The sequence below is a fragment of the Peptoniphilus lacrimalis DSM 7455 genome (assembly GCF_000378725.1).
Classification (GTDB): domain Bacteria; phylum Bacillota; class Clostridia; order Tissierellales; family Peptoniphilaceae; genus Peptoniphilus_A; species Peptoniphilus_A lacrimalis.
This window is the reverse complement of record NZ_KB900367.1, coordinates 243,990-266,509: the sequence shown is the minus strand read 5'-3', so window position 1 is coordinate 266,509 and position 22,520 is coordinate 243,990. Positions and strand designations below refer to the sequence as shown.

Annotated in this window: 22 protein-coding genes, 1 pseudogene and 1 riboswitch; of the genes and pseudogenes, 10 read left to right on the top strand and 13 right to left on the bottom strand. The window is 29.9% G+C overall.

Features of this window, described 5'->3' with window-relative positions; genetic code table 11:
• Window positions 1-72 precede the first annotated feature (72 nt).
• Both F594_RS0101310 and metK read right to left on the bottom strand, forming a co-directional pair.
• Window positions 73-765 (bottom strand): CPBP family intramembrane glutamic endopeptidase, encoded by a 693-nt coding sequence (locus tag F594_RS0101310; RefSeq protein WP_019034289.1) that lies wholly within the window; start codon window positions 763-765, stop codon window positions 73-75.
• Window positions 765-1,946, bottom strand: coding sequence for a methionine adenosyltransferase (metK, locus tag F594_RS0101305; protein WP_019034288.1), 1,182 nt, complete (start codon window positions 1,944-1,946; stop codon window positions 765-767). Before metK ends, F594_RS0101310 begins: the two co-directional genes overlap by 1 nt.
• A gap of 47 nt (window positions 1,947-1,993) precedes the next feature.
• Window positions 1,994-2,085: riboswitch (SAM riboswitch) on the bottom strand.
• A gap of 317 nt (window positions 2,086-2,402) precedes the next feature.
• On the opposite strand from metK, the gene F594_RS0101295 reads away from it, so the two are divergent.
• The 3 genes from F594_RS0101295 to F594_RS0101285 all read left to right on the top strand — a co-directional run bounded on the left by F594_RS0101295 (window position 2,403) and on the right by F594_RS0101285 (window position 5,726).
• Complete coding sequence (locus F594_RS0101295; protein ID WP_004823894.1) at window positions 2,403-2,621, top strand: DUF1858 domain-containing protein; 219 nt, start codon at window positions 2,403-2,405, stop codon at window positions 2,619-2,621.
• An 87-nt stretch (window positions 2,622-2,708) separates the two neighbouring features.
• A complete protein-coding gene (locus F594_RS0101290; RefSeq protein ID WP_019034286.1) occupies window positions 2,709-4,649 on the top strand; it encodes a YcdB/YcdC domain-containing protein in 1,941 nt (646 codons plus the stop codon).
• Window positions 4,650-4,715: 66 nt separating this feature from the next.
• The gene (locus F594_RS0101285; RefSeq protein ID WP_019034285.1) at window positions 4,716-5,726 is read left to right on the top strand and encodes a polysaccharide deacetylase family protein; all 1,011 of its coding nucleotides are present in this window, start codon (window positions 4,716-4,718) and stop codon (window positions 5,724-5,726) included.
• A 208-nt stretch (window positions 5,727-5,934) separates the two neighbouring features.
• On the opposite strand, the gene F594_RS0101280 is transcribed toward F594_RS0101285, so the two are convergent.
• The 4 genes from F594_RS0101280 to F594_RS0101265 form a co-directional block, all read right to left on the bottom strand.
• Window positions 5,935-6,786 carry a MerR family transcriptional regulator gene (locus F594_RS0101280; protein WP_019034284.1) on the bottom strand — a complete coding sequence of 284 codons (852 nt, stop codon included), beginning with the start codon at window positions 6,784-6,786 and terminating at the stop codon, window positions 5,935-5,937.
• A 1,000-nt stretch (window positions 6,787-7,786) separates the two neighbouring features.
• The gene (locus tag F594_RS0101275) at window positions 7,787-9,076 is read right to left on the bottom strand and encodes a DUF2254 domain-containing protein (protein ID WP_019034283.1); all 1,290 of its coding nucleotides are present in this window, start codon (window positions 9,074-9,076) and stop codon (window positions 7,787-7,789) included.
• 968 nt (window positions 9,077-10,044) lie between these two features.
• Complete coding sequence (locus tag F594_RS0101270; RefSeq protein ID WP_019034282.1) at window positions 10,045-10,647, bottom strand: PH domain-containing protein; 603 nt, start codon at window positions 10,645-10,647, stop codon at window positions 10,045-10,047.
• A gap of 186 nt (window positions 10,648-10,833) precedes the next feature.
• Window positions 10,834-11,196 (bottom strand): hypothetical protein, encoded by a 363-nt coding sequence (locus tag F594_RS0101265; RefSeq protein WP_019034281.1) that lies wholly within the window; start codon window positions 11,194-11,196, stop codon window positions 10,834-10,836.
• Window positions 11,197-12,142: 946 nt separating this feature from the next.
• Between F594_RS0101265 and F594_RS0101260 the strand changes: the two genes are divergently transcribed.
• Window positions 12,143-12,370 (top strand): helix-turn-helix domain-containing protein, encoded by a 228-nt coding sequence (locus tag F594_RS0101260; RefSeq protein ID WP_019034280.1) that lies wholly within the window; start codon window positions 12,143-12,145, stop codon window positions 12,368-12,370.
• Between the two features lie 126 nt (window positions 12,371-12,496).
• Window positions 12,497-12,736 (top strand): hypothetical protein, encoded by a 240-nt coding sequence (locus F594_RS09870; RefSeq protein ID WP_019034279.1) that lies wholly within the window; start codon window positions 12,497-12,499, stop codon window positions 12,734-12,736.
• A 206-nt stretch (window positions 12,737-12,942) separates the two neighbouring features.
• Here the strand turns inward: F594_RS09870 and F594_RS0101250 are convergent, their stop codons facing one another.
• From F594_RS0101250 to F594_RS09705, 7 genes and pseudogenes are all read right to left on the bottom strand, one after another.
• Entirely contained in the window at window positions 12,943-15,063 is a 2,121-nt protein-coding gene (locus F594_RS0101250; RefSeq protein ID WP_019034278.1) for a heavy metal translocating P-type ATPase, read from the bottom strand.
• A gap of 19 nt (window positions 15,064-15,082) precedes the next feature.
• Window positions 15,083-15,532 (bottom strand): CopY/TcrY family copper transport repressor, encoded by a 450-nt coding sequence (locus tag F594_RS0101245; RefSeq protein ID WP_008901865.1) that lies wholly within the window; start codon window positions 15,530-15,532, stop codon window positions 15,083-15,085.
• A gap of 115 nt (window positions 15,533-15,647) precedes the next feature.
• A pseudogene (locus F594_RS09790) lies at window positions 15,648-15,743 on the bottom strand (relaxase); the annotation flags it as partial.
• Window positions 15,744-16,109: 366 nt separating this feature from the next.
• Window positions 16,110-16,355, bottom strand: a complete 246-nt coding sequence (locus tag F594_RS09145; RefSeq protein WP_233428275.1) for a transposase — start codon at window positions 16,353-16,355, stop codon at window positions 16,110-16,112.
• Window positions 16,356-16,421: 66 nt separating this feature from the next.
• The gene (locus F594_RS09925) at window positions 16,422-16,550 is read right to left on the bottom strand and encodes an LDCC motif putative metal-binding protein (protein ID WP_019034277.1); all 129 of its coding nucleotides are present in this window, start codon (window positions 16,548-16,550) and stop codon (window positions 16,422-16,424) included.
• A gap of 95 nt (window positions 16,551-16,645) precedes the next feature.
• The gene (locus F594_RS09140; protein ID WP_019034276.1) at window positions 16,646-16,885 is read right to left on the bottom strand and encodes a macro domain-containing protein; all 240 of its coding nucleotides are present in this window, start codon (window positions 16,883-16,885) and stop codon (window positions 16,646-16,648) included.
• A gap of 209 nt (window positions 16,886-17,094) precedes the next feature.
• Window positions 17,095-17,241: a hypothetical protein gene (locus tag F594_RS09705; RefSeq protein WP_169501862.1), complete on the bottom strand. Its 147-nt coding sequence runs from the start codon at window positions 17,239-17,241 to the stop codon at window positions 17,095-17,097.
• A 170-nt stretch (window positions 17,242-17,411) separates the two neighbouring features.
• Between F594_RS09705 and F594_RS0101225 the strand changes: the two genes are divergently transcribed.
• From F594_RS0101225 to F594_RS0101205, 5 genes are all read left to right on the top strand, one after another.
• The gene (locus F594_RS0101225; protein WP_019034275.1) at window positions 17,412-17,627 is read left to right on the top strand and encodes a helix-turn-helix domain-containing protein; all 216 of its coding nucleotides are present in this window, start codon (window positions 17,412-17,414) and stop codon (window positions 17,625-17,627) included.
• The gene (locus tag F594_RS0101220) at window positions 17,608-18,267 is read left to right on the top strand and encodes a response regulator transcription factor (RefSeq protein WP_019034274.1); all 660 of its coding nucleotides are present in this window, start codon (window positions 17,608-17,610) and stop codon (window positions 18,265-18,267) included. Before F594_RS0101225 ends, F594_RS0101220 begins: the two co-directional genes overlap by 20 nt.
• Window positions 18,260-19,237 carry a sensor histidine kinase gene (locus F594_RS0101215; protein ID WP_019034273.1) on the top strand — a complete coding sequence of 326 codons (978 nt, stop codon included), beginning with the start codon at window positions 18,260-18,262 and terminating at the stop codon, window positions 19,235-19,237. Before F594_RS0101220 ends, F594_RS0101215 begins: the two co-directional genes overlap by 8 nt.
• Window positions 19,238-19,336: 99 nt before the next feature.
• Window positions 19,337-20,026 (top strand): ABC transporter ATP-binding protein, encoded by a 690-nt coding sequence (locus tag F594_RS0101210; protein WP_017644351.1) that lies wholly within the window; start codon window positions 19,337-19,339, stop codon window positions 20,024-20,026.
• Window positions 20,013-22,511, top strand: coding sequence for an ABC transporter permease (locus F594_RS0101205; protein WP_019034272.1), 2,499 nt, complete (start codon window positions 20,013-20,015; stop codon window positions 22,509-22,511). Before F594_RS0101210 ends, F594_RS0101205 begins: the two co-directional genes overlap by 14 nt.
• The last annotated feature ends 9 nt before the right edge of the window (window positions 22,512-22,520 follow it).

The following is a 22,520-nucleotide window of genomic DNA, read 5'->3' as shown; positions in this document are numbered from 1 at the left end:
AGAGATATTCATATGGTAAATAAAATATAAAAAACCTCACAAAATATTTTGCATATTTTGTAAGGTCTATTATCACATAGGACTATATTTAATTGCCATTAAAATTATTATCCAATCATACAAGAAGTGAACAATATAAGAAACTGTTAAATTTTTCCTGAAAATATAAGTTATTGTTATCCCTGTTCTAACTATACCTATTAATACTAAGGCTTGAACAATATTAAAATTATAAGTTGGTATATGCAACGCTCCAAATAATAAGGATGATATTATCACAGCCAAAAAAACTCTAATTATTTTGGGTGTTTTTTTAAATTTATTTATCACGAATAAAAATGGTAGGACAAACATCAATTCTTCTCCAATAAATTGAATTGCAGAAGATATTAGAAACTCGCTTTTAGAAAATTTATCCAGCAAGCCGAATATAGGGTTTACTTCTCCTCCTATTTTAAAATAAGTTGCTGCAAAAGAGGCAAATATTATAAAAATAAAAGAAATTATTAACCCAACAAATACAAATATAACATCTTTGAAATTTAGAAATAAAAATAATTTTCTTAAAATATTTTTATCAATTATTAAAGCTCCCATTATTGATAAAAAACTCATAATAAGAGCTGGAATAATTAAGTTTTCTATGTTAAATAAAAATATTATTAATGAGCTTACAAGTAAAGACCCATAACATACAAATATTCCGAGTATCCATCTAAACAATGAAGCGTTGATTTCAGGATATTTTCTTTTTCCTTCAAGCATTATAAATTTAAATCTTTCCTAATCTCGTCAACCTTATCTAATTTTTCCCAAGAAAGGTCTAAATCATTACGACCAAAATGTCCATAAGATGCTACTTGCCTATAAATTGGTCTTAATAAATTTAAATTTTTAATTATAGCCGCAGGGCGTGGGTCAAAATGTCTATTGACAAGTTTTTCAATTTCGTTATCAGGAATTTTTCCTGTGCCGAAAGTTTCTACATATATGGATGTTGGTCTTGCTAAACCTATGGCATAGGCTAATCCTATTTCAACTTTATCGCAAACTCCAGATGCTACTAAATTTTTTGCAATATATCTTGCATAATAGGCTGCTGATCTATCAACTTTTGTTGGGTCTTTACCAGAAAATGCTCCACCACCATGTCTTGCATAGCCTCCATATGTGTCTACAATGATTTTTCTACCCGTTAAACCAGCATCTCCCATAGGTCCACCGACTACAAATCGTCCTGTGGGATTTATATAAAATGATGTATTTTCATCTACTAAATTTTTTGGAAGTATTGTATCTATAACTTCTTTTTTAATATCATTTCTCAAATCTTTAATTGATACATCAGGCGAATGTTGAGCTGAAATTACTACATTTTCTATTCTCTTTGGAATTCCATTTTCATATTCAACACTCACTTGGCTTTTGCCATCAGGTCTTAAATATTCCAAAGTATTATTTTTTCTTATTTCTGATAATTTCCTTGACAATTTATGAGCTAGGGATATTGGCAAGGGCATATATTCATCAGTTTCTTTACAAGCATAACCAAACATCATGCCTTGGTCTCCAGCTCCTATTGCATCAAATTCATCTTCATCAAAGTTTTTATCTTTAAACCTATCAACTCCCATAGCAATATCAGCGGATTGGTCTTTAATTGCAGATAAAACTGCACAAGTTGTTGCATCAAAACCAAACTTTGCTCTGTTGTAGCCTATATCCTCTAAAACTTCTCTTGCAATTTTTGTGAAATCTACATAAGTTTTTGTTGTTATTTCTCCTGTTATTAATATTAGTCCAGTTGTTGCCATTGTTTCACAAGCAACTCTGGCATCTTTATCATCTTTTAAAATCTCATCAACAATTGCATCTGAAATTTGATCACAAACTTTATCAGGATGGCCTTCAGTTACTGATTCTGAAGTAAAAATCCATTTTTTCATTTATTCCTCCTATAAAAAAATCCTCTCTAAAAGAGAGGTTACAAAAAACCTCATCTTTCAGAATAACTCTGTGGGATTTAGCACCAATTAGGTTGCCGGGTTTCAAAGTGCCCATTCACTCCACCACTCTTAATAAGGTGAAAATATATTATCACTTATGAGTTCACAAGTCAAATTTCTAGCTTATAAATTTTTATTTCTTTTACATAAGAGAGCTTAAAAAAGTATAAGTTTGTGCAAATTTTATAATAAAAATGACTCTATTATTTTAAAATCATAAAAATTAAGACAATTTCTTGCAGGATAAAAAAGTGAAGTAACTATTTTTATATTTCTACTAAAATTAATTGATATAATATTTTTTATTAAAAGAAAATAATTTCAGAAAATTATCACAATTAAATTACAGATAATTTATATCCTATTGGGTATAATAATATAAATGGAGGTGTTAGGATGAAATTAAGAAAAGATATGCTAATTGGAGAAATACTTTCCGTTAAGCCACAATCTATTGGAACATTGATGAGTTTTGGTATGGGATGCATTATGTGCCCTGCTTCTCAAATGGAAACTCTTGAAGAAGCCGCTATGGTTCATGGCATTGATCCTGATATGATTTTAAATGCTTTGAATGCTGAAGATGATAAAAATAAAGAAGAAAGTGAAATTTAAATATTTTTTTGGGCGGATAGGTCTGCCCTTTTTTTATACTTATTTACTTTTCCAAATTAACACAAAAAAACAAAAGAGAGGTATATTATGAAAAAACTATTGATTCCAATTTTAATTTTTGTACTTAGTTTTTCTTTTGTCTATGGACAAAACAAGGAAAAACAAGATGTTTTAAGACTAAAAAGCATCTTTAATATTGATAAGGAATATAGCGACTTCAATTTTTCTGAAGAAGCTTATGAAAAAGGTGATTTACCAAAATTTCTTAAAGATAGGGTGAAAAATAATAATCTTTTAAATTACTATTGGTCTGATGAAAATCTTGGCAATATAAGTATTACAACTTCCCAAGATGGTCAAATTTTTAACTATAGAGCTTATTCTAATAGAGAAAATAATAATACAGAAAATATCAGTATAGATAGAAAAAAGGCAAAAGAAGTTGCAGAAGATTTACTTAAAAAAATTGATCCTAACTTTTTTAATAAATATAAATTTCAAGACATAAGTATTGAAAATGAGAGAAAGAATATTACATTTACCTACATCAGATATATAAATGATATTGCTTTTTTTGAAGATAAAGCTCAGATAACTTATTCACCAAGTGAGAATAAGATTATTAATTTCAGTAAATATGACGGATACAACTACGGATTATCTTTACTAAAAGATGAAGATTTTAAGATAGAAGATAAGATAAGCCTTAAAAAAGCCATAGAAATATCAAAAAAATACCAACCTTTACAAGAAGCTTATATGGTAAACTCCAAAAATGTAAATAAAGTTTATAGTGCTTTAGATTTTAGAGCTATATCAGCTAAAAATGGTCAGTTGCTAAAAAAAGACGATGTAAATTATGTAACAACTTATAAGGGCGCTGATGAAGCAGTAGATAAAGCTTCCTTAACTGATGTAGAAGAAAAAACCCTTGATAACATAAAAAATCTAAAATCAAAGGAAGATGCTTTAAAAATAGCTAAAGAAATTCTTGGTAAAGATATAAAAATATCTCAAGTAAAACTAACTTCTCAAAATGATAACTATACTTATTTCATTGAAAACTATAGCAAAAATAAAGGCGGAGAAGTTTCTATTGACGCCAAAAACCTAAATCTTTTGTCTTTTTACACTTCCTCAGATGATAAAAGTGGGAAAATTGAGGATCCAAAAGAAGTTATTAAAATCGCCAAAGCTTTTACTGAAAAATATTATAAAGATTCAGAAATTTCTCTTGATAAGGCTCAAGTTAATGCAAATACTGTATTTTTCCCAAGATATGTAAATAATAGATATGTAATAGGTGAAGGAATTAATATTGAAATAAACGGCAAGACTAAAAAAGTTCAATATTTCATGAGTAATAAAAGTAGGGCGAATTTCCCCAAGGATAAATATAAATTAAGTGTAGATGAAGCTCAAGATATACTTTATTCTTCCAATTATTTTACAAAAAAATATGTATTAGACTCCAAGGGTATTGATTTAATTTACCATACAAAAACTTCAGATAATCCAACGATTTCAGAAGATGGATTTATAATATCATCTTATGGTGAAATTGTAGATTTTAAAGACCAAATTTCCTATCCAGATTTAGATAAGGCAAAAAATAAGGATATTATAAATAACCTAAAAGATATGGGTATTGGTCTTATCAATAAAAAACTTAAAGACCCTATAAGTACCAGAGATTTTATAAATCTTGTATCTTTTCAAAATAATCCTTTTGAAGTTGATAATTATTTACTTAAAAAGTATGATATAAATGAAGAGGATTTAGATAAAAAAATAAAAGAAAAAGACCTTATAAAACTTTTGATATCTATTAATTCTAATGAAGAATTTTTAAAATTAAAAGGAATTTTCAAAGAAGATTTGTTTGAAAATCAAAAATCTTTAAAGGATTATGAAATATATTACATTTATGCCAAGGGATATGGAATTTTTAACCAAGAACCTTCACCACAATCTCCTGTTAATTTAGAAGATGCCCTTTATATGATTTATGACTTTTACAACAAATAAAACTGTAACCTATTTGTTCTTGCAACTTTTGCCTTTGTGGGTTATAGTTACTAACGGAGGCTTATAATGGATGAAGTAAAAGACGAAAAATATTTAAGAAGAAGAAAAAGAGCAAAAAAAAGAAAAAGAAAAAGACAAATGGTTTCCGTTGGAACTCTGATTCTTCTTATTTTTCTTATAGTATCTTGTACAAACAGAAAGATTCATAATGCAAAACTTTCTAAAGTTGAGTTATCTCAAGACATGACCTGGTATATAGGAAAAAGTCAAGGTATAAGAACTAAAAAGAAAATGTTTGACAAAAAACAAGATTCAATAATTCCACTTTTAAAAATTGATTCATTGAAAGACCATTATTTAGTTAAAAATTCTAATCACTTAAAAATCGCAAGCTCCTACGCTTACGATGCAAAAAAAATTAATTCCTATATAGAAAATAATTCTTATAAAGGTAATGACAAAATTGTATTTTTGACTTTTGATGATGGCCCAAATACACAAGTTACACCAAAAATTTTGGATATACTTAAGAAGAATAATGTACATGGAACCTTCTTTTTAGTAGGTAAATCAATTAACGAATCTCATGCAGGTATTATTCATCAGATATTAAATGACGGAAATGCAATTGCAAATCACTCTTTTAGCCACGACTATAAAACATTATATCCAGGCAGAGTTTGTGACCCACAAATTATAAAACAAGAAGTTGAACTAACTAACCAAAGATTGCAAAAAATTTTAGGAAAAGATTTTAAATCCAAAGTCTTTAGGTATCCCGGAGGACATATGTCTTGGGAAAATACAGACCAGGCTGATCTAGCCTTATCTTCAATAGATGTTCAATGGATTGATTGGAATACCCTAGTAGGAGATGCAGAAAAGAGAAGTGAAAGACCAACAACAATTGAAGGTCAAGTTGAATACGTTAAAAAGAATTTAGACAAAAATAAAAACACAAAAATTGCTGTAGTCCTCGCTCATGATTCAAAGGGAAAAGAGCTAACAGTCGAAGCCCTTCCTAAAGTAATTGACTATTTCAAGAACAACGACTATAAATTTGGAGTTTTAAAATAAGCTCCATTTCAAATAATTAAAGTCAATAAAAATGAAAAATATATGGTTTATGTCTTATAGCTAAAACCATATATTTTTTTATGGTACAAACATAAAATTCTAAAACAAAAATTATAATAGGAATTTGACCAATATACTTATTTTTCAAATCTCCATATAAAAATAGTACCGATGAATTATCACCAGCACTATTTATTATAGAACCTGATTATTGATATTTATTATTTAAATACTCTTTATTTGCCTTTAGCAACTTCTTATAATAATTATCATAGCTCTTGCTAAATTTTCTAATAAGTGGAATTGCTATTTCATAATATTGATTTTCCTTCATAAAGTTTTTAAGCTTATCCTGGATCTGTTTCATCATGCTATTTTGATACTCTTCACTATTTTTATAAGTTTCATATTGAGAAATTACATCTTCATTATCTTTCATCCACTTTTCAGGACTCTCAATAGCATCGACTTTAGCCTGATTTACATCTTTTAAGATTTTCATATCAAAGGGTGAGCTAATCTTCTCAATATATTTTTTCTCTTCTTCAGTTAATTCAAATGAAGGAAGCCTATCGAGATAAGCTATATATTTGTAAAAGGAAACCTTAACATCATTTTCTAATGGCTCATTCAAAAATGGTTGATAGGCAGCAAACAACATTTGTCCAAAATATCCCGGAAAAGCAATTTCTAGTTTTTCATAGATAGTTTCTTCCATCTCAAGTAGTGAAACTTTATCATTAATTAGTTCTTTACTTTCACCTCTAACAATCATTTCTAGTATTGCTTTCCTTTTTTCATCAAGATCCAATTGATGTTGCTTTTCCCTTAAAACAGAAGACAGACTATCACCACCTGATGATATACACTGATAAATATCTGAGATACTCATTCCCAATTTTCTAAATATAGACACCTTTTTCAGAATTTCTAAATCCTTTATATTATAATCTCTATAACCATTCTCAGATTTCTGAGGATGGATAAGTCCTTTATACTCATAATACTCTATTGCCTTCCTAGTTAGACCCGTTTCTTTTTGAATTTCACTTCTTAACATGGTTATCTACCTCCTTTGATTGAAGGATAACACTGTCCCCAACGGACATGTCAAGCCCTATATATTATATAAAATTCCCACTTATCTATAAACAAAACAGTGCCTCAAGATTTTTACGAAGTGCTTATTTTATTTTATATTAAGTCTTATTCAAACCGACACTAAAACCAACATTTATTGTCGCATAATTTACTTGTTTGCTATATAATTTAAATGTTTCCCCAAATATACTGTTATTACCTTTATATTTTTTAATATTTTATTCAACTTAATTAATGATCTAATTTATAACAACCTACCTAATTATATAAAATCAAGATTTTTAAAATAAAAATATGTATGCAAAAAGACCGCAGCCTAAAACTACGGTCTAATTTTTTGTCCTCATGTAAACCACTTGGAACTATTATTTTAATTATTCTTATTAACCAGTACCATTTGAGCCCCAATAGTCATTTTTTATTCTCTTTATAGCTTGTAATCAAGCCATTTTAGAAAATTTTGCGAATACTCCCATTCTTCTTTTCCAAACGTACGATATATCTCAAACCATTCAAAATACTAGGTTCTATTTTTTAGAGTATCACCAAATCCATCTAATTATAGGACATTTTCAAATTTTTAGTCCCGTCCCAGTCCCAGTACCGGAGAATTATAATTTGTAGATCTGTAATTATTAAATCTATCATATAGATTTTTTGGTTTGAAATCATTTTCTATTTTTTTAAAAAAAATTGTCCCATTTTCCTTTAATATTGAAACAGGTTCAAAATCATTGTTTTTCAATAGTAATTTTTCGTATTTTTTATTTAAAGATATTTATTTTTTGCTTATATTAAATGCATTAAGCTCAAACGTAAATATTTCATCATGTAAATATCAACCGAAAATGGGCCCAGAGTTATTATCGAAAAGTGGTCCACAAATACTAAACTAATTGACCACGTTTTTAATTTGATTTTGAATGCATTTAAATTCAAATGGATTCAGATGTATTTTCCTATAAGCTTACGTGCTCTTCCATATTGTTTTTTATTTTTTTAAAAATATCCAAATGAATTTCGTGAGTAAAATTTTCCATTAAAATTTCATAGCTATCATCAAAAAATCTTTTTATGCTTTTTTTAGCACCCATATCTGCCATTATGTATATGATATAAATCCCTTGTAAAATCGCTTTGGTAACCAAAGGATCACCTGCTGAATAGGAAATTATCTGGCTGAAACCAAGATATAGTTCGTCCTTTACAGAATAACTTTGATAAATTATTTTTACATCTTCGTCCTCTTTCAGGATTATAAAATGATTGCCTGTAGATAAGAGTTTCCCAAGCAATGATGACATTTTATTTATACACATTATTGCAGTATTTGGGTCATTTGTGCCAGGGCTTAGGGCCATATTAGCGATTTCGGTTAAGTTTACAATTCCACGGTGATAATCTTCTTCTCTATTATTGTAAGCATTTATTATAAACAATGGACTTAATTTTTCTTTTAATTCTTTTTTATCATTATCATCTAACTTGCATTGGAATATAATTAATTCCCCTACACTTTCTCCTTTGGTTGTGTATTCACCAATTCTCTTGTTTATAACAAATTCTGCTTTTATGCCATTAAGCTCTTTAAAAATATCATCTGATTTTATTTCAAATAAATAACCTGAGCTCTCAGCTACAATTGATAACTTTGTAGATTTGTCGCCTTCTTCATAATGCTTAGCTTTTTTTCTTAGTTCTACCTCTTTATCAATAAGTTTCTCGCAATCATTAAAAATATTTTCTATAATATTTGATACTTTTAGATTATCAAGAACCTGTCTTGAGAAAGCGATAAAACTTAGCATCGCAATTATGGAATAAGCAATTCCGAAACTTCCAGCGACAACATGTTGGTCTGGAGCAATATCTTGCAATAATAGGATACTGATTACTGAATAGAAAAAACCACTGACAAATATACCATATAAACCAAGAACTCCGGTCCTATCTATGAAACTCTGAAGCATCCTAGGTGATATGCTACTGCTATATTTATTAAGTACAGTGACAATAATTGTAAAACAAAAAGTACTTATAGTCAAAAATATTCCAGATATATTAGAAAGGAAATCTACCGAAACTTCAACCGACAACAATAGTTGTTTGGGAATATAAGATTTAATTGCAATATATTGATGATCAAAAATCCAGGTAACTAAAAGAAGCGACACTGTTAAAATTAAAAATCTTGACATCCTTAAAAAATTCTTATGATTAAAAAACCACAATTTAATTTTTGATAACATACATCAATCCTCCTGTTTAAATATTTTAATTATTGGACTATATTATCATATAATTGATCTTTATCCAATCTGAAATGGTATATTCATCTTTTTGTAATTGAAAAATCCTTTATGATTTTCTTGCTTATTTTCCCTAATCTATCTTCGATTAATCTCTAAAAGAAACTACTCAATTACGCCCAATTATATAATATTCAAAAATAATCTATGAGAAAATATGGTGAAATAGACTAAGTACAGAAAACCGATATGAGGCGTACGCGAGTCACGCCACAATGACGTATATTCGAAACGAGTATATTTGACCGTTTCATCTTCGGTTTACTATTTCCTAAGTATACTTGAAAATTATTACATAATTTTCAATCCCATTTAGCGAATCAGAAAATCCAACGCTCCTATTCGTCGCGTCGGCTTTTCTTCCCTGCAGAAGGGTTTCCATCCATCTATCTTCGCACTTCGTGCTCGATATATGGGGCTGACGTAAAAACATCGCTTGCGATGTCCTCTCGAAAACTCTCGTGAGTTTTCTCGCTTAGTTTTTCGGACTCAGCTTTGCTTCGTCTCGAAAATGACCGATGCAAAAGCATCGGTCACCCTTAGATGGTGGGACTATTCCCATTCTTCTTTTCCAAAGGTCCGATACATGCCAATCAATTCAAAATACTAGGTTCTATTTTTTCGAGTATCACTAAATCCATATAATTATAGGACATTTTCAAATTTTTAGTCCCGTCCCAGTCCCAGTACCGGAACAAAAACTAATAATATTTATGAAGGTAACATAGGATACGCATCACTTGTCAACTATTTCTTATAACTTATTATTTATTCTTATTTATTAAAAAATAACACAAAGAAGGCTCTATTAAAATAAAATATTACAGGAATTTCCCTCATTAATCAAAAGTCACTGAAAAAATTCTGAAATGAAAATTTTCTCAGTGACCTTTTTGTTGTCTTTTAAGTTATCTTTTATATTTTGTGTTGTAGCCTTCATTCTCTTTTGGTCTATAGGCATTAGGATAGGCTTGGTCTGTTGCAACATCGAGAGATACTTTTTTAAGAAGTTTGTAGACATCGTAGGGATCTTCAATGGAAATAAATTTATTTGCGTCAGCCTTAAAGCTGTAAGGTGAATTTCCCCCTTCGCCATTATAAACTAGGATAATTGTGCCAAGTCCCTTAATGTTTTCCATAAAATTTACATCTACTTTCAAGTTTGTAAGCTCTCTGTGCTCATAATTATTTACATCTCTTCCAAAAATCCCCTGGCTGATGTAAACTCTTTTGTCTGTAATTGCATATTCTATAGTCCCATAATTTAAAACCCTGTAAATCGGCATTAAAATTGCAAACCAAACAGGGAAAAGATGAATTATAAAGAAAATTATAAAAAATCCTTGTATAAAATTAAATTCTCTAAGAAAAGTAGAAATAAAAAAGAAGTCAAAGATCCCCCAAATTAATGCAATTAAATAAATGCTTGGGTTGCCTACAATATAAAGAAAGGCATTGGGCTTTCCTCGCCACAATATATTTTCATTGTCGTCAATAATTTTTTCAATCATAATTTCCTCCATTACTTTCTCTTTATTAAGATAAAGTATCCTTAATTAGTATTTTATCACAAATATACTTGTGAAAAAATATTTGAATGGCTGAATTTCACCTCATATCTGTAAATTTTTCTTTACATTTATTTGAATTAAAATTTTAAAAATCTATAAAATTTACTAACATAATTTTTGCTTATACTAGGCAACTATACATTCATCTTTGTAATTATTAGTTTCAAGAAATTCTTCAAGTTTAGATAGAGCTTTTTCTGAATATACATAACCACCATAATCTTTATCAGGATCACAAAGGGACAATTCTTCTTCAGTATATTGTTCTTCTCCATTTTCAACTCGCATATTATTTATGCTATCCCTCATATCATTAAGTTCTGATCCAAGTATTTTTCGATAGCAATCCTTTTGTGAGATTTCTTTAAGGAAAACTTTTCTTTCTTTTAAATCTGCGACGATTTTCCCTGGAAATTCAGTTTTTCCTTCCGGATAATATTCATAAACAACTTCCTCATTTGAAAATGAAATCTTCTTTAAAATAACCATTGCACACCTCTTTTCATATTATAAACAAAAAACTCTAGTCCCTAAGACCAGAGTTTTTATTTTTTTAAATCACTTGGAAACATTCCTCGAATTATTCTTTTAAATTTTTTTACCCAATTTTGTCCCAGTTGAACTTTTTAAGGCCTTAAAACCACTTATTTTAAACGCGTTTTACTTTTTTGTGCTTACCGAAAATCGCAGTTTCACTGCTCTCCGCGCTCTGCGCTATTTTTCGGGTAAAACTCACACACAGGGGAGTTTTACTCCCATTCTTCTTTTCCAAACGTACGATATATCCTAAACCATTCAAAATACAAGATTCTATTTTTCTAATATCACCAAATCCACCTAATTATAGGACGTTTTCAAATTTTTAGTCCCGTCCCAGTCCCAGTACCGGAGAAATATTGTTTTAATATAATATCTGTTAATCTTCTTTATCCAGTTTTCAAATTAATCTTACTTCGAATTTACTTCATTTTTACTTTTTGCTTTGTGAGTTTAAATCTAAATATATTACTTGGTAATTATCCATTCTATGGAGATAAGACAAAAGATTTAGAGAACCTTAAACAAGGAGATTTTGTTAAAATCTTCTGAGAAGTAAAAACTAATATTGGCAACAATGAAAGGAAACATAAAAATGTTCGTATTCTGTCTTCTAAGCTATTAAAAGCAAAAGAACAAGTAAGGAGTCAAGATAAAGATAAAAAGTCTATATTAGGGCAAATAAAAAACTTTAAGACAGATGATAAAGCCAAGTCAAATAAGAAAGGCCATAGCAAAGGTGCAGAAAGATAAATATCGGCAATCTTCGGACTGCCTTTATTTTTTTGCTAAGTTTAACGCAGTAAATTATATTATTGAAAGGAATCTGTATTATATGCTCTCATTAGATAGTTAATCTATACATTTAGAAAGGTAAAATATAGAATTGGAGAATGATATGGGATTTTCATATAACAAATTATGGAAGTTATTAATAGATAAAAATATGAAAAAAACAGACTTACAATGTGCAATCGCAACAACACCCAAGACAATAGCAAAAATGGGAAGAAACGAAAATGTAAGTCTAGAAACATTAGGAAAGATTTGTGAGTATTTTCAATGTGATATTGGAGATATTATTGAATATAAGTCAATGGAAATCAAGTATGATAACGGAATTTGATAGTATTCCATATTCCAATGCTGGTAGAGAGCTACAATGCTTATTAAAAACTGAGCTTGCTTTAATACAAATAAAGATAAAATAATTTTAATTGAAGAGCCAGAAAACCATTTGTCATATTCTAACATGAATAATTTAATTGATATTCTACAAGAAAATAGTAATAAGGAATCTAGTCAAATAATTATTTCAACTCATAGCAGTTTTGTTTTAAATAAATTAGGCTTAGAAAATTTAATACTTTTATCAAACAAAAAAAGCTCTAAAATTACAAATTTAAGTAGTGATACAGAAAAATATTTTAAAGCTATTTCAGGATACGACACATGTGGAGACGGTGGTGTTATTGTCAAGAAAATAGAATAACAAGCTATAAAACTGTCGAAATAGGTGGCTTTTAGGATTTTAAAAAAAATCAGTTCTATAATAAATTAAAAATCGTGTTGGTAGAAAAATCGTCTACTTCTACCAACACGATTTTACAAAGAGCCAGTACTTACATCTCTTTTTCTCCTGTAAAACTATTGTATCTTGATACTTTAAGGAGTTTCAATTATTCTATATGTTAATTGTCATTTTTTCGGATCTAATCTTAATAAAATAGCATTAATGGCGACTATGACTGTTGACACAGACATTAGGATTGCTCCTAATGCAGGGCTTAATGTGATACCAATAGGAGCCAAAATTCCTGCAGCTAGAGGAATAGCTATAAAGTTATAACCAGCTCCCCAAAAGAGATTTTGTTTCATTTTACGAGTTGTTTTGTGTGCTAATTCAATGAATGATTCAATATCTCCTGGATCAGATTGAGTCAAGATGACATCAGCTGAATCCAATGCCACTTGAGTTCCTGCACCAATCGCTATTCCAACATCTGCCAAGGCAAGAGAAGGAGCATCATTGACACCGTCACCTACCATGATAACTTTTTTCCCTTCTTCTTTAAGTGTTTTTACTAACTCATATTTGTCTTGTGGAGATTGATTTGATCTATATTCAATCCCTAAATCTTCCGCCGCTCCTTGAGCCGCTTTTTCATTATCACCTGTTGCCATAATTGGCTCTATATTGTTATTTTTAAGAGCTTCTATTAACTCTTTACTGGTTGCTTTTAATTCATCCCCCAAAGCTACAGCACCAATGGCATCATCGTTTTCTACTAAGATACTGAGAGTTGCTCCTTTTGGAATATCCATATCTAGATTACGTCCGTATGCTTTTTGACTGATTAATTGGTATTGGTGCCCATTGGCTTTACCTTCTACGCCAGCACCGGAAATTACATCAATGGAATCAAAGGATACTGGACTTATACCTTCTTGGTTGGCGAAGCTTATAATTGATTGAGCAATTGGGTGGCTAGATCCTCCTTCAATACCTGCCAGTAAGGCAATGATTTCCTCTTTTGTATATTTGTCATTAAGAAGTTTTACATCTAATACTTTAAACTCACCAGTTGTTAAAGTACCCGTTTTATCTAAAATCATCACATCTGCATCTTGAGCTATTTCTAAAGATTCTCGGTCTTTTACTAGTAAGCCACGACTTGCCCCTAAGCTTGTGCTACGAGCGGTGACCAATGGAATAGCTAGACCCAAAGCGTGAGGACAAGCTATAACTAATGTTGTGATAGCAAATTTTACTGCCGCTGGGATGTCCGCTATAAGCGTCCATACTACAAAAGCTATTAGTGCGACAATGACCGCAATATAGAAGAGCCATCCTGCAACCTTTTGAGCAATATTTTCTGCTCTGGAAGGCTGACTTTGAGCTTGGCTGATTAAATTCTGAACTTGAGAGATGAAGGATTGATCACCTGTCTCATTCACTTTAATATAAAGAACCCCTTCTCCATTTGTTGAGCCTCCGATTACTTCATCGCCAGGACCTTTTTTAACTGCTTTTGATTCTCCAGTCAAAAGAGCTTCATTTACACGTGATTCGCCACGCTCGATAATCCCGTCTGCTGGCACATTTTCTCCTGCTTGAACACGAATTAAATCACCTACCTTTAAGTCAGCAACTGGTCGTGTTTCTATTGAATCGTCATCTAATACTACATGAGCATCTTTTGGTACTAGCTTAGCCAGTTCTTCTTGTGCATCTCCTGCTTCTCCAATAGCTTTCATCTCAATCCAGTGACCTAATAACATGATTAATAGTAATGAAGCAAATTCAAAGAAAAAATCCATAATTTGTTCACCTGTTACGTAGCTTGCTATTACAGTATAAATACTATATAAATATGAAACACTTAAACCTAAAGAAACGAGAGCCATCATTCCAGGTTCTTTTTGTTTAAATTCGTCAACTGCCCCTTGATAGAATGGACGTCCACCATAAATAATTAATATAGTAGATAAAATAGCTACTACAATATCAGAATATGGAAAAGTAAACTGGAATGGTAGGTCAAACCCAGCCATAGGGGATAAGAGCATAATAATGATTCCTATTGGCAATGATTTTAAGAAAAGTTCCTTAAAGTTACCGTGATGATGGTGGTCATGCCCACTGTGTCCGCTGTGATCATGCCCATTGTGCCCGCTGTGATCATGCCCAGCATGATGTTCTTGATGTTGATCCTTATGGTCTTCATGTTCTTCCGTGCTTACGTGCTCATGTTTTGAATGATCCATGTCGCCATGATTATGGTGACTGTGGGATGAATGTTTGTTGTTATTGTTCATTTTAAATTCCTCCTTATTCTTAATGATGATGTAAATGACATTTGCATTGTCCTTCTGGACAATTGCAATCCACTTCTTCTACTGCGAAAGATTTTTTCATCTCTAATATTTTTTCTAGTCGATCTATATCATCGAAGCTTAAAACATGATCTTCAATGATGCTTCCTATTACATTTCCGACTTTCTTATTGCAAATACGGTTAAAAATATCTTCTGCATAATCCATTACGGCTTCTGTCTCTTCAATATTGGCAGTGTAAATAAACTTTCTACCTTCTTGCTCTGTATTTAGTACGCCTTTTTCAACTAATCGACCTAAGATCGTTTTGATAGTGGATTGTGTCCAGTCCATTTTTTCTTGCAATACGGTAATGACTTTTTTACTAGTTACTCGATCATTTGCCCAAACTACACGCATGACTTCCCATTCTGCATCTGTGATATAAGTATTAAGTTCTATTGTGCTCATTCTCCTTTCCACCTCGTAGTTTACAGATGTAAACAAATATGCTCAAAATAAGTTTACCATTGTAAACGAATTATGTCAAGTTTTTTTAATAAATGTAAGCAACGCTTATAGCTTTTTATCTCTCCACTTCTATCCCATAATAATTTTCATAGTTTTTCCTATACTGAACAAGGTCAGAAAATTGTTCTTTATTTAAAGAATACTCTTGCATAAAGGCTCATTGAATTAGGGATTTTAGAAAACTGATTTAGAGAGTCTTTAGGTGGCAAGTAGAAAGGCTATGAGTTTAATGCTCATAGCCGTTTTTGCGGGTCTGTAAATAATTTTGTGTATCAACCTAAATCCTGATATAAGGGTAAGGGTTGATACATTTTTTATGTATCAATATTTGTCCAGTCCTATAGGAATGGAGTTTTTTTAATTGTACACAACTTTAATAAACTGTCAAATTTTCATGAAAATTTGCAGCCGATTTCATACTAAATTTTTATCTTAATTAAAACCTTCCTTCAAAAAATATTGATAATTGGGATAAGATTTGATCCCAGCCTCGTATTCTATATGTCCATATGATGATCTAACTGTTTTTTTTACTAGTACCATTTCTTGTATTTAATGATAGTGGTTTTTCTCCATATTCATAGTCTAAATGCTCATCTAATTCTGCTTTTAAAAGTTCTTCCATTGTATCACCTAGAAGGTCTTTTAGAGCTTCTTGAATATCTTGTGCGCTTTGAGGCTGATATTCTTCAATTAACATTTTTGCTTCTTTTTGTTTCTGGTCTTTTTTTTGGCATAAAAATTCCTCCTGATTAGTTTTCACTTACCCTAATCAGGAGGTTTCTATACACAAAATTTTACACAGTCTCCGCCATGTTCATTTTTTTCTTTATTTATATTCTCTTTTGTTCATTGAACAACAATCTAATCTTTCATTTCCAAAAGATTTTTTATTTTCATCTGCTAGATTTTTCAAGAATTTTTTCCATCTATTTTTTATTGATTCAAAGATTTTCATATTTTACCTCCTCGGGTAATTATTTGTAAATTTTCTAAAATAATATTATACCAGAAAAAAATTATTTTTTCAATTTTTTATCTCCCTTTTTCCTATCACATAATTAAAGACAGGATATCTTTTCCAAAAGTAGAAAGATAAACTTCCATTTCATTATCTTTTAAAAATTCATCGATTGTTCTTTTTGCTACAAAAAACGCATCTTTTTCTGGAAATCCATAAATACCTGCAGAAATTAAAGGAAAGGCTATAGATTTTATTCCCTTTTCCTTTGAAAGCTTTAGAGAATTTCTATAAGCATCTGATAAAATTTTTTCGCAAGCTTCCTTGTACATTTTGTATTAGTTGCTTTTGCGATCTGGTTTATATTATTCGTAGCATTTGAAAGTAACCATTGGAGATGTCAAAATAAATTAATCCTCGTAATATGTAGGCAAAAAGACCGCAGCTTGAAACTACGGTCTAATTTTTTGTCCAAATGTAAACCACTTGGAACTATTATTCAATTTATTCTTTTTTATAAATGTTCCCATTTTAATCCCAGTTACAGTTTTTTATCTTCTGCAACCGTTGATTTTACAAAGTTTTTAATTTTTTTGCGACTACTCCCATTCTTCTTTTCCAAACGTCCAATATATCCCAAACCATTCAAAATACTAGATTTTATTTTTTCTAGTATTACTAAATCCACTTAATTATAGGACGTTTTCAAATTTTTAGTCCCGTCCCAGTCCCAGTACCGGAGAATATAATATATTATAAGAATCGACTTATTTAATGTACTTAGATTAAATCACTTATAAACATGGTATAATACTATAGAAATACTGCACAAAATAGAAGATTAGATTGAGGTGAATTATGGGATTTTCCTATGATAAATTATGGAAAAAATTAATTGATGAAAAGATGAATAAACTAGATCTACAAAAAGCCATAAACACAACTCCTCATACCATAGCTAAAATGGGACGAGATGAGAATGTGAGTATGGAAATACTTGGTAGGATATGTAGATATTTTAAATGTGATATATCAGATATATTGGAGTATAGAATTGAAAATACTAATAATTGAAGATGACAGCACAATTGCTTTTGCTGTTAAAACTTACCTAAACAAACATAATATTGAAACTATTATTTATAACAATCTTTCTCAGACAGAGAATCTTAATTTCAATGATTTTAATTTAATTCTACTTGATGCCAATCTTCCAGATGGATCAGGCTTTAATTTTTTAAAGTGGCTGAGGGGATTTTCTGACCTTCCTATAATAATGCTTACTGTAAAAGACGAAGATGAGTATGTAATAAAAGGTCTTTCTCAAGGAGCAGATGATTATATTACAAAACCTTTTTCTCTTCCTGTCCTAAAGGCGAGAATAGACAATGTTTTTAGTAGAAAAATTAAAAAAGTGAATGAGCTGACTTTTGAAAATTTATCTTTAGATCTTATATCAAAACAAGCTTCAATAGATGGAAAAGATTTAGACCTTAACTTAAAAGAGTTTGCTATATTGGAAATGCTTTTAGAAAACCAAAATATAAATCTACTAAGAGAGCGAATTTTAGATTATGTTTGGGGTTATGATTTTTATGAAGTAAATGACAATACCCTAACTGTCACCATAAAAAGACTCAGATCTAAACTTGGAGATTATGGCAGTCATATAAAAACTCTTAGAGGGATAGGATATAGGTGGGACAATGAATAAAAGCAAAAATATTTTATTTGCCTTAATTTTAAATATATTAATGTCTTTGTTTGTAGTTTATCTCAATCCAAGATTTGATATTCTAACACTTATAGGTTTTTTACTTATAAATATAATTCTGTTTCTAATTATTAGAAAATTTGAAAAGAAAAAAGAAATAGATCTAGAGGATAAGATTAATAATATATTTAGCCTCCTCCATTCACTTGATATAAACTCTGATAATTACGAAATTATAGACGATGAATTTGGCAAACTCAGAGATGAGATTATTAAAATTATTATAGAAAACAAGAAAATAGCTGAAAATGCAGAGAACAATAAGGAAACTTTAAAAAAATATACTGAAGACATTGCCCATCAAATAAAAACTCCGTTGACTGGATCACTATTATTGTTAGACTTATTAGAGGACGAAGATGACAACTTTTCCGAAGAATATATAGAAAGACTTAGAGATAATTTGATTAGACTACACAACTTATCTGATATTTTATTAAAACTTGCCGCCCTTGATTCTGGCACAATAGAAATGACAAAAGACAGGATATCTGCTCAAGAATTAATTGAAGACATCGCACAAAAGCTAAAAGATTATTTTATCAACGATAATATTGAAATTCCTTTTTATGGAGATGATTTTAATCTTATATGTGATAAGAAATGGACCTATGAAGCAGCATTTAATGTTATGAAAAATGGTCTAGAAGCAACAGAAGATAGGCATATAGAAATTCACTTAAAAGAAACGAACTTATATAAGAGCATATTAGTAGAAGATTTCTCAGATGGCTTAGATCGAGAAATGTTAGAAAAAGTTTTTAGACGTTTTTATAAAGCGAATCCAAATTCAAAAGGCTATGGTATTGGACTTCCTATGGCAAAATCTGTTATGGAAAGACAAAATGGAGAGCTTTTATATCATAAGGGGAAGAAATCAAATGCCTTTGAACTGAGATTTTATAATTAAATTTTAAGACTGTGTCTAAAAATAAGACACAGTTTTTTTCTAGTCACTTTCCAGTCACTTAAGCCTAATATTATATAGACAAGTTAAGGAGGATACAATATGAATATAGTAAAAACAGTTGATTTAACAAAAACATATAAGGGCGGAGTAGAAGTAAATGCCCTTTCAAATGTAAACTTTGAACTAGAAAAAGGAGACCTAGTTGCCATCATTGGAGACAGTGGATCTGGCAAATCTACACTACTTCATTTACTTGCAGGAGTAGATACACCAACAAGTGGTGATATATTTATTCAAGATAAAAATATTACCAAGTTTAACAAAGATGAAATGACAATCTTTCGCAGAAGAAATATTGGCGTTGTCTACCAATTTTTTAATTTGATTCCAAACATCAACGTTCGAAAAAATATTTTACTTCCTCTTTTGTTAGACAATAAAAAGGCAGATGAAGAATATTTAAAGGAAATTTTATCGATACTAGGAATAGAAGGAAAGCTTGATAGGTATCCAAAACAATTATCAGGTGGCGAGCAACAAAGAGTTGCCATTGCCAGAAGTTTGATTACAAGACCTGCCATAATCTTAGCAGATGAGCCTACAGGAAATCTCGATAGAAAAAATTCTGAAGAAATCACAGGACTTTTTAGACTCGTAAATAAGAGATTAAATTCTACAATTATGATAATAACTCATGATGAAAAAGTAGCAAATTCTTGTGATAAGGTCTATAGAATGGTAGATGGTAGGTTAAATTTCTTAGGAGATGAAACTTATGAAAATTATTAATGATCTAGCTGATGGAGCTGTAAAAGATAATAAGAAAGACAGTTTTGCTATTAAAATTTCCATACTTTTAGCAGTTATATTACTAGGTACAGTTGTATTTATTGTAGGATCCTTAAAATATGACAAGTATAACTACGTAAGAAAAACTATTGGAGACTACCATGTAGCAATTACTGAAGTTGATGAAAAACTATATGATAAATTAATAAATGATACGGATATAGAAAAAATTTCTTTTAATAAAATCATAGAGACAGATTTAAATGCAAATATTTATGAAAATGGAAAATATAGCAACCTATTAACTGGCTATGAAATTAAAAAAGGAAGAAAACCTAATAACTCAAGCGAACTATTAGTGCCAGAAAGATTTTTAACAAAGAATAAAAATTATGATATAGGCTCTAAAATTACTGCAAGTGATAAAACTTATATTATAGTTGGAGTCTATGATGATTATGGATATTCTTTTGAAAAGTCTATGTTTCTTACTTTGGCTGATAGTGATAAAAAGATAGACTTATTAAAAAACAATGGAGGTTTAGAAGCCTTAATTTGGTATAAGCATCCAAGAGATACTTATACAAAGACTAGGGAAATTTTATCTACTATGAATATAGACGAGAAGTCTTCAATAGACATAGGAAGACTATCTTATAATACAGATATTTTAGAGTATAAGTTGATTTATCCTCAAGGAATATTTCCGCCTAAGTCAGTGATAAAATCTGCTGTAGAAGAGTATAGTGCGTATTTTTTTCTAGTTCTTCTATTTGCTTTTATTATCTATGGTGCATTTAACGTATGGAACAATAGGGATTTAAAAGAAATTGCCCTATTAAAAAGCACAGGTATGACTGCAAAACAAGTTAAAAAAATGATAAAAAAGAAAGCCTTTAAGCTATCTGCATTGCCAGTAGCCTTAGGTACACTTCTATCCTGGGTTTTCGCAAACTTATTAATGTATTTAATGTGGCTTAATAACTCAGTATCCTATAAGAATATGTCTGAGATAATTGGAGAAAGTTTTAAGGCACCAGATTTTCACCTAGTTTATTTAGATCCTACTTCTATTTTAATAATTATTTTATTATCGCTTTTGACAGTATATTTATCTGCGACAATCCCTGCTAGGAAAAGTGCAAAATTAAAGATAATAGAAGGTTTAAATGGGATTACAGAAAAAAATATAAAATTAGGAAAATCAAAAATAAATGGACCTATAGAAAAGACTTTAGCAAAAGATTATTACAGGTCTTATCGCTCAACCTATCGAATTATTGTAATTTCAATGGCTCTTTCTGCATTTGTACTGACCACAGTCTTAGTTAGCCAATCATATAGAACTTTGAACGAAAAATATAACTCTTATAAAAGTCCTTACAATTTTAATTCAAGTATTTACACTGATAAGAATTTAGATGAAAACTTATTAGCTGATTTAGAAAAAGTTGACGGAATAAAAGAGCTTCACCTATATCAAAGAAATGACACTAAGTTTTACCTTGACGATAATAAAGACCTTATTTCTAAAGACTTAAAAAATTCTCTTGATAGTGGGGAAATAGCAAAAGATAGTCTATATGCAAGTTTATATGCTTTAACAGATGAAGATTTTGAAAAAATTTTAAAAGAAAATAACATCCCTAATGCATCTTATTTATTACTTAATAAGATAAGAAAAGATAATAAAACTCCGTATGCTTTTAGTGAGTATATAAAAATTTCTGATAAGGATACAGGAAAAGTAACTTTAAAATATAATGCACAGGGCAAACCAATAAATATAAAAATTGACGCAAGTATTGATGAAATGCCTTATGACTTAGAAGCTTATAATGACAATCAAATATCTATCTTTACAAGTGAAAGTACCATGAAAAAATTTATTGATGAATATGGAATAGATAAATCAGATCCTGTTTACTATTATTTTGTAAAAATAAAGGCTGAAAAAAACAAGAAAAAAGTATTTGAAGATGCCGAAAAAGTAATTTCAAATTATGTACCAAAGTCTGACCATGGAACAGCTACAGAAATTTTAAGAGAAGCAACAAGTAAAGAGCAAACAAGGAATGAAAGACTTTTAAACCTAGCTATTCAAATCATTCTAATAACAATCGCTCTTTCCAATGCCTATAATAGCTTTAAGGGAAATCTACGAGCGAGATCAAATGACTTTAAACTTCTATCAACTACTGGCATGACAGAAAAACAGATTGAAAAGATGGTATTTTCTGAAGTAAAAATATTATTTAAAAATATTTTCTTAGTATATATCTTTATGTTTTCTATAGGCATTGTGTTAAGAGCCTATAGGAGTAACTATGAATTAGGCTTTGGAATAAAAGAACTGCTAATAAATATGAATTATACTCCTATATTAATAGTATTTGTCTGTATAATTGCAGGTGTCTTACTTGCAATAAAAAGTGGTCTTAAAACAATAAATGAAAACTCAGATAATACTTTTAAGAGTATATAAGAGAAATGC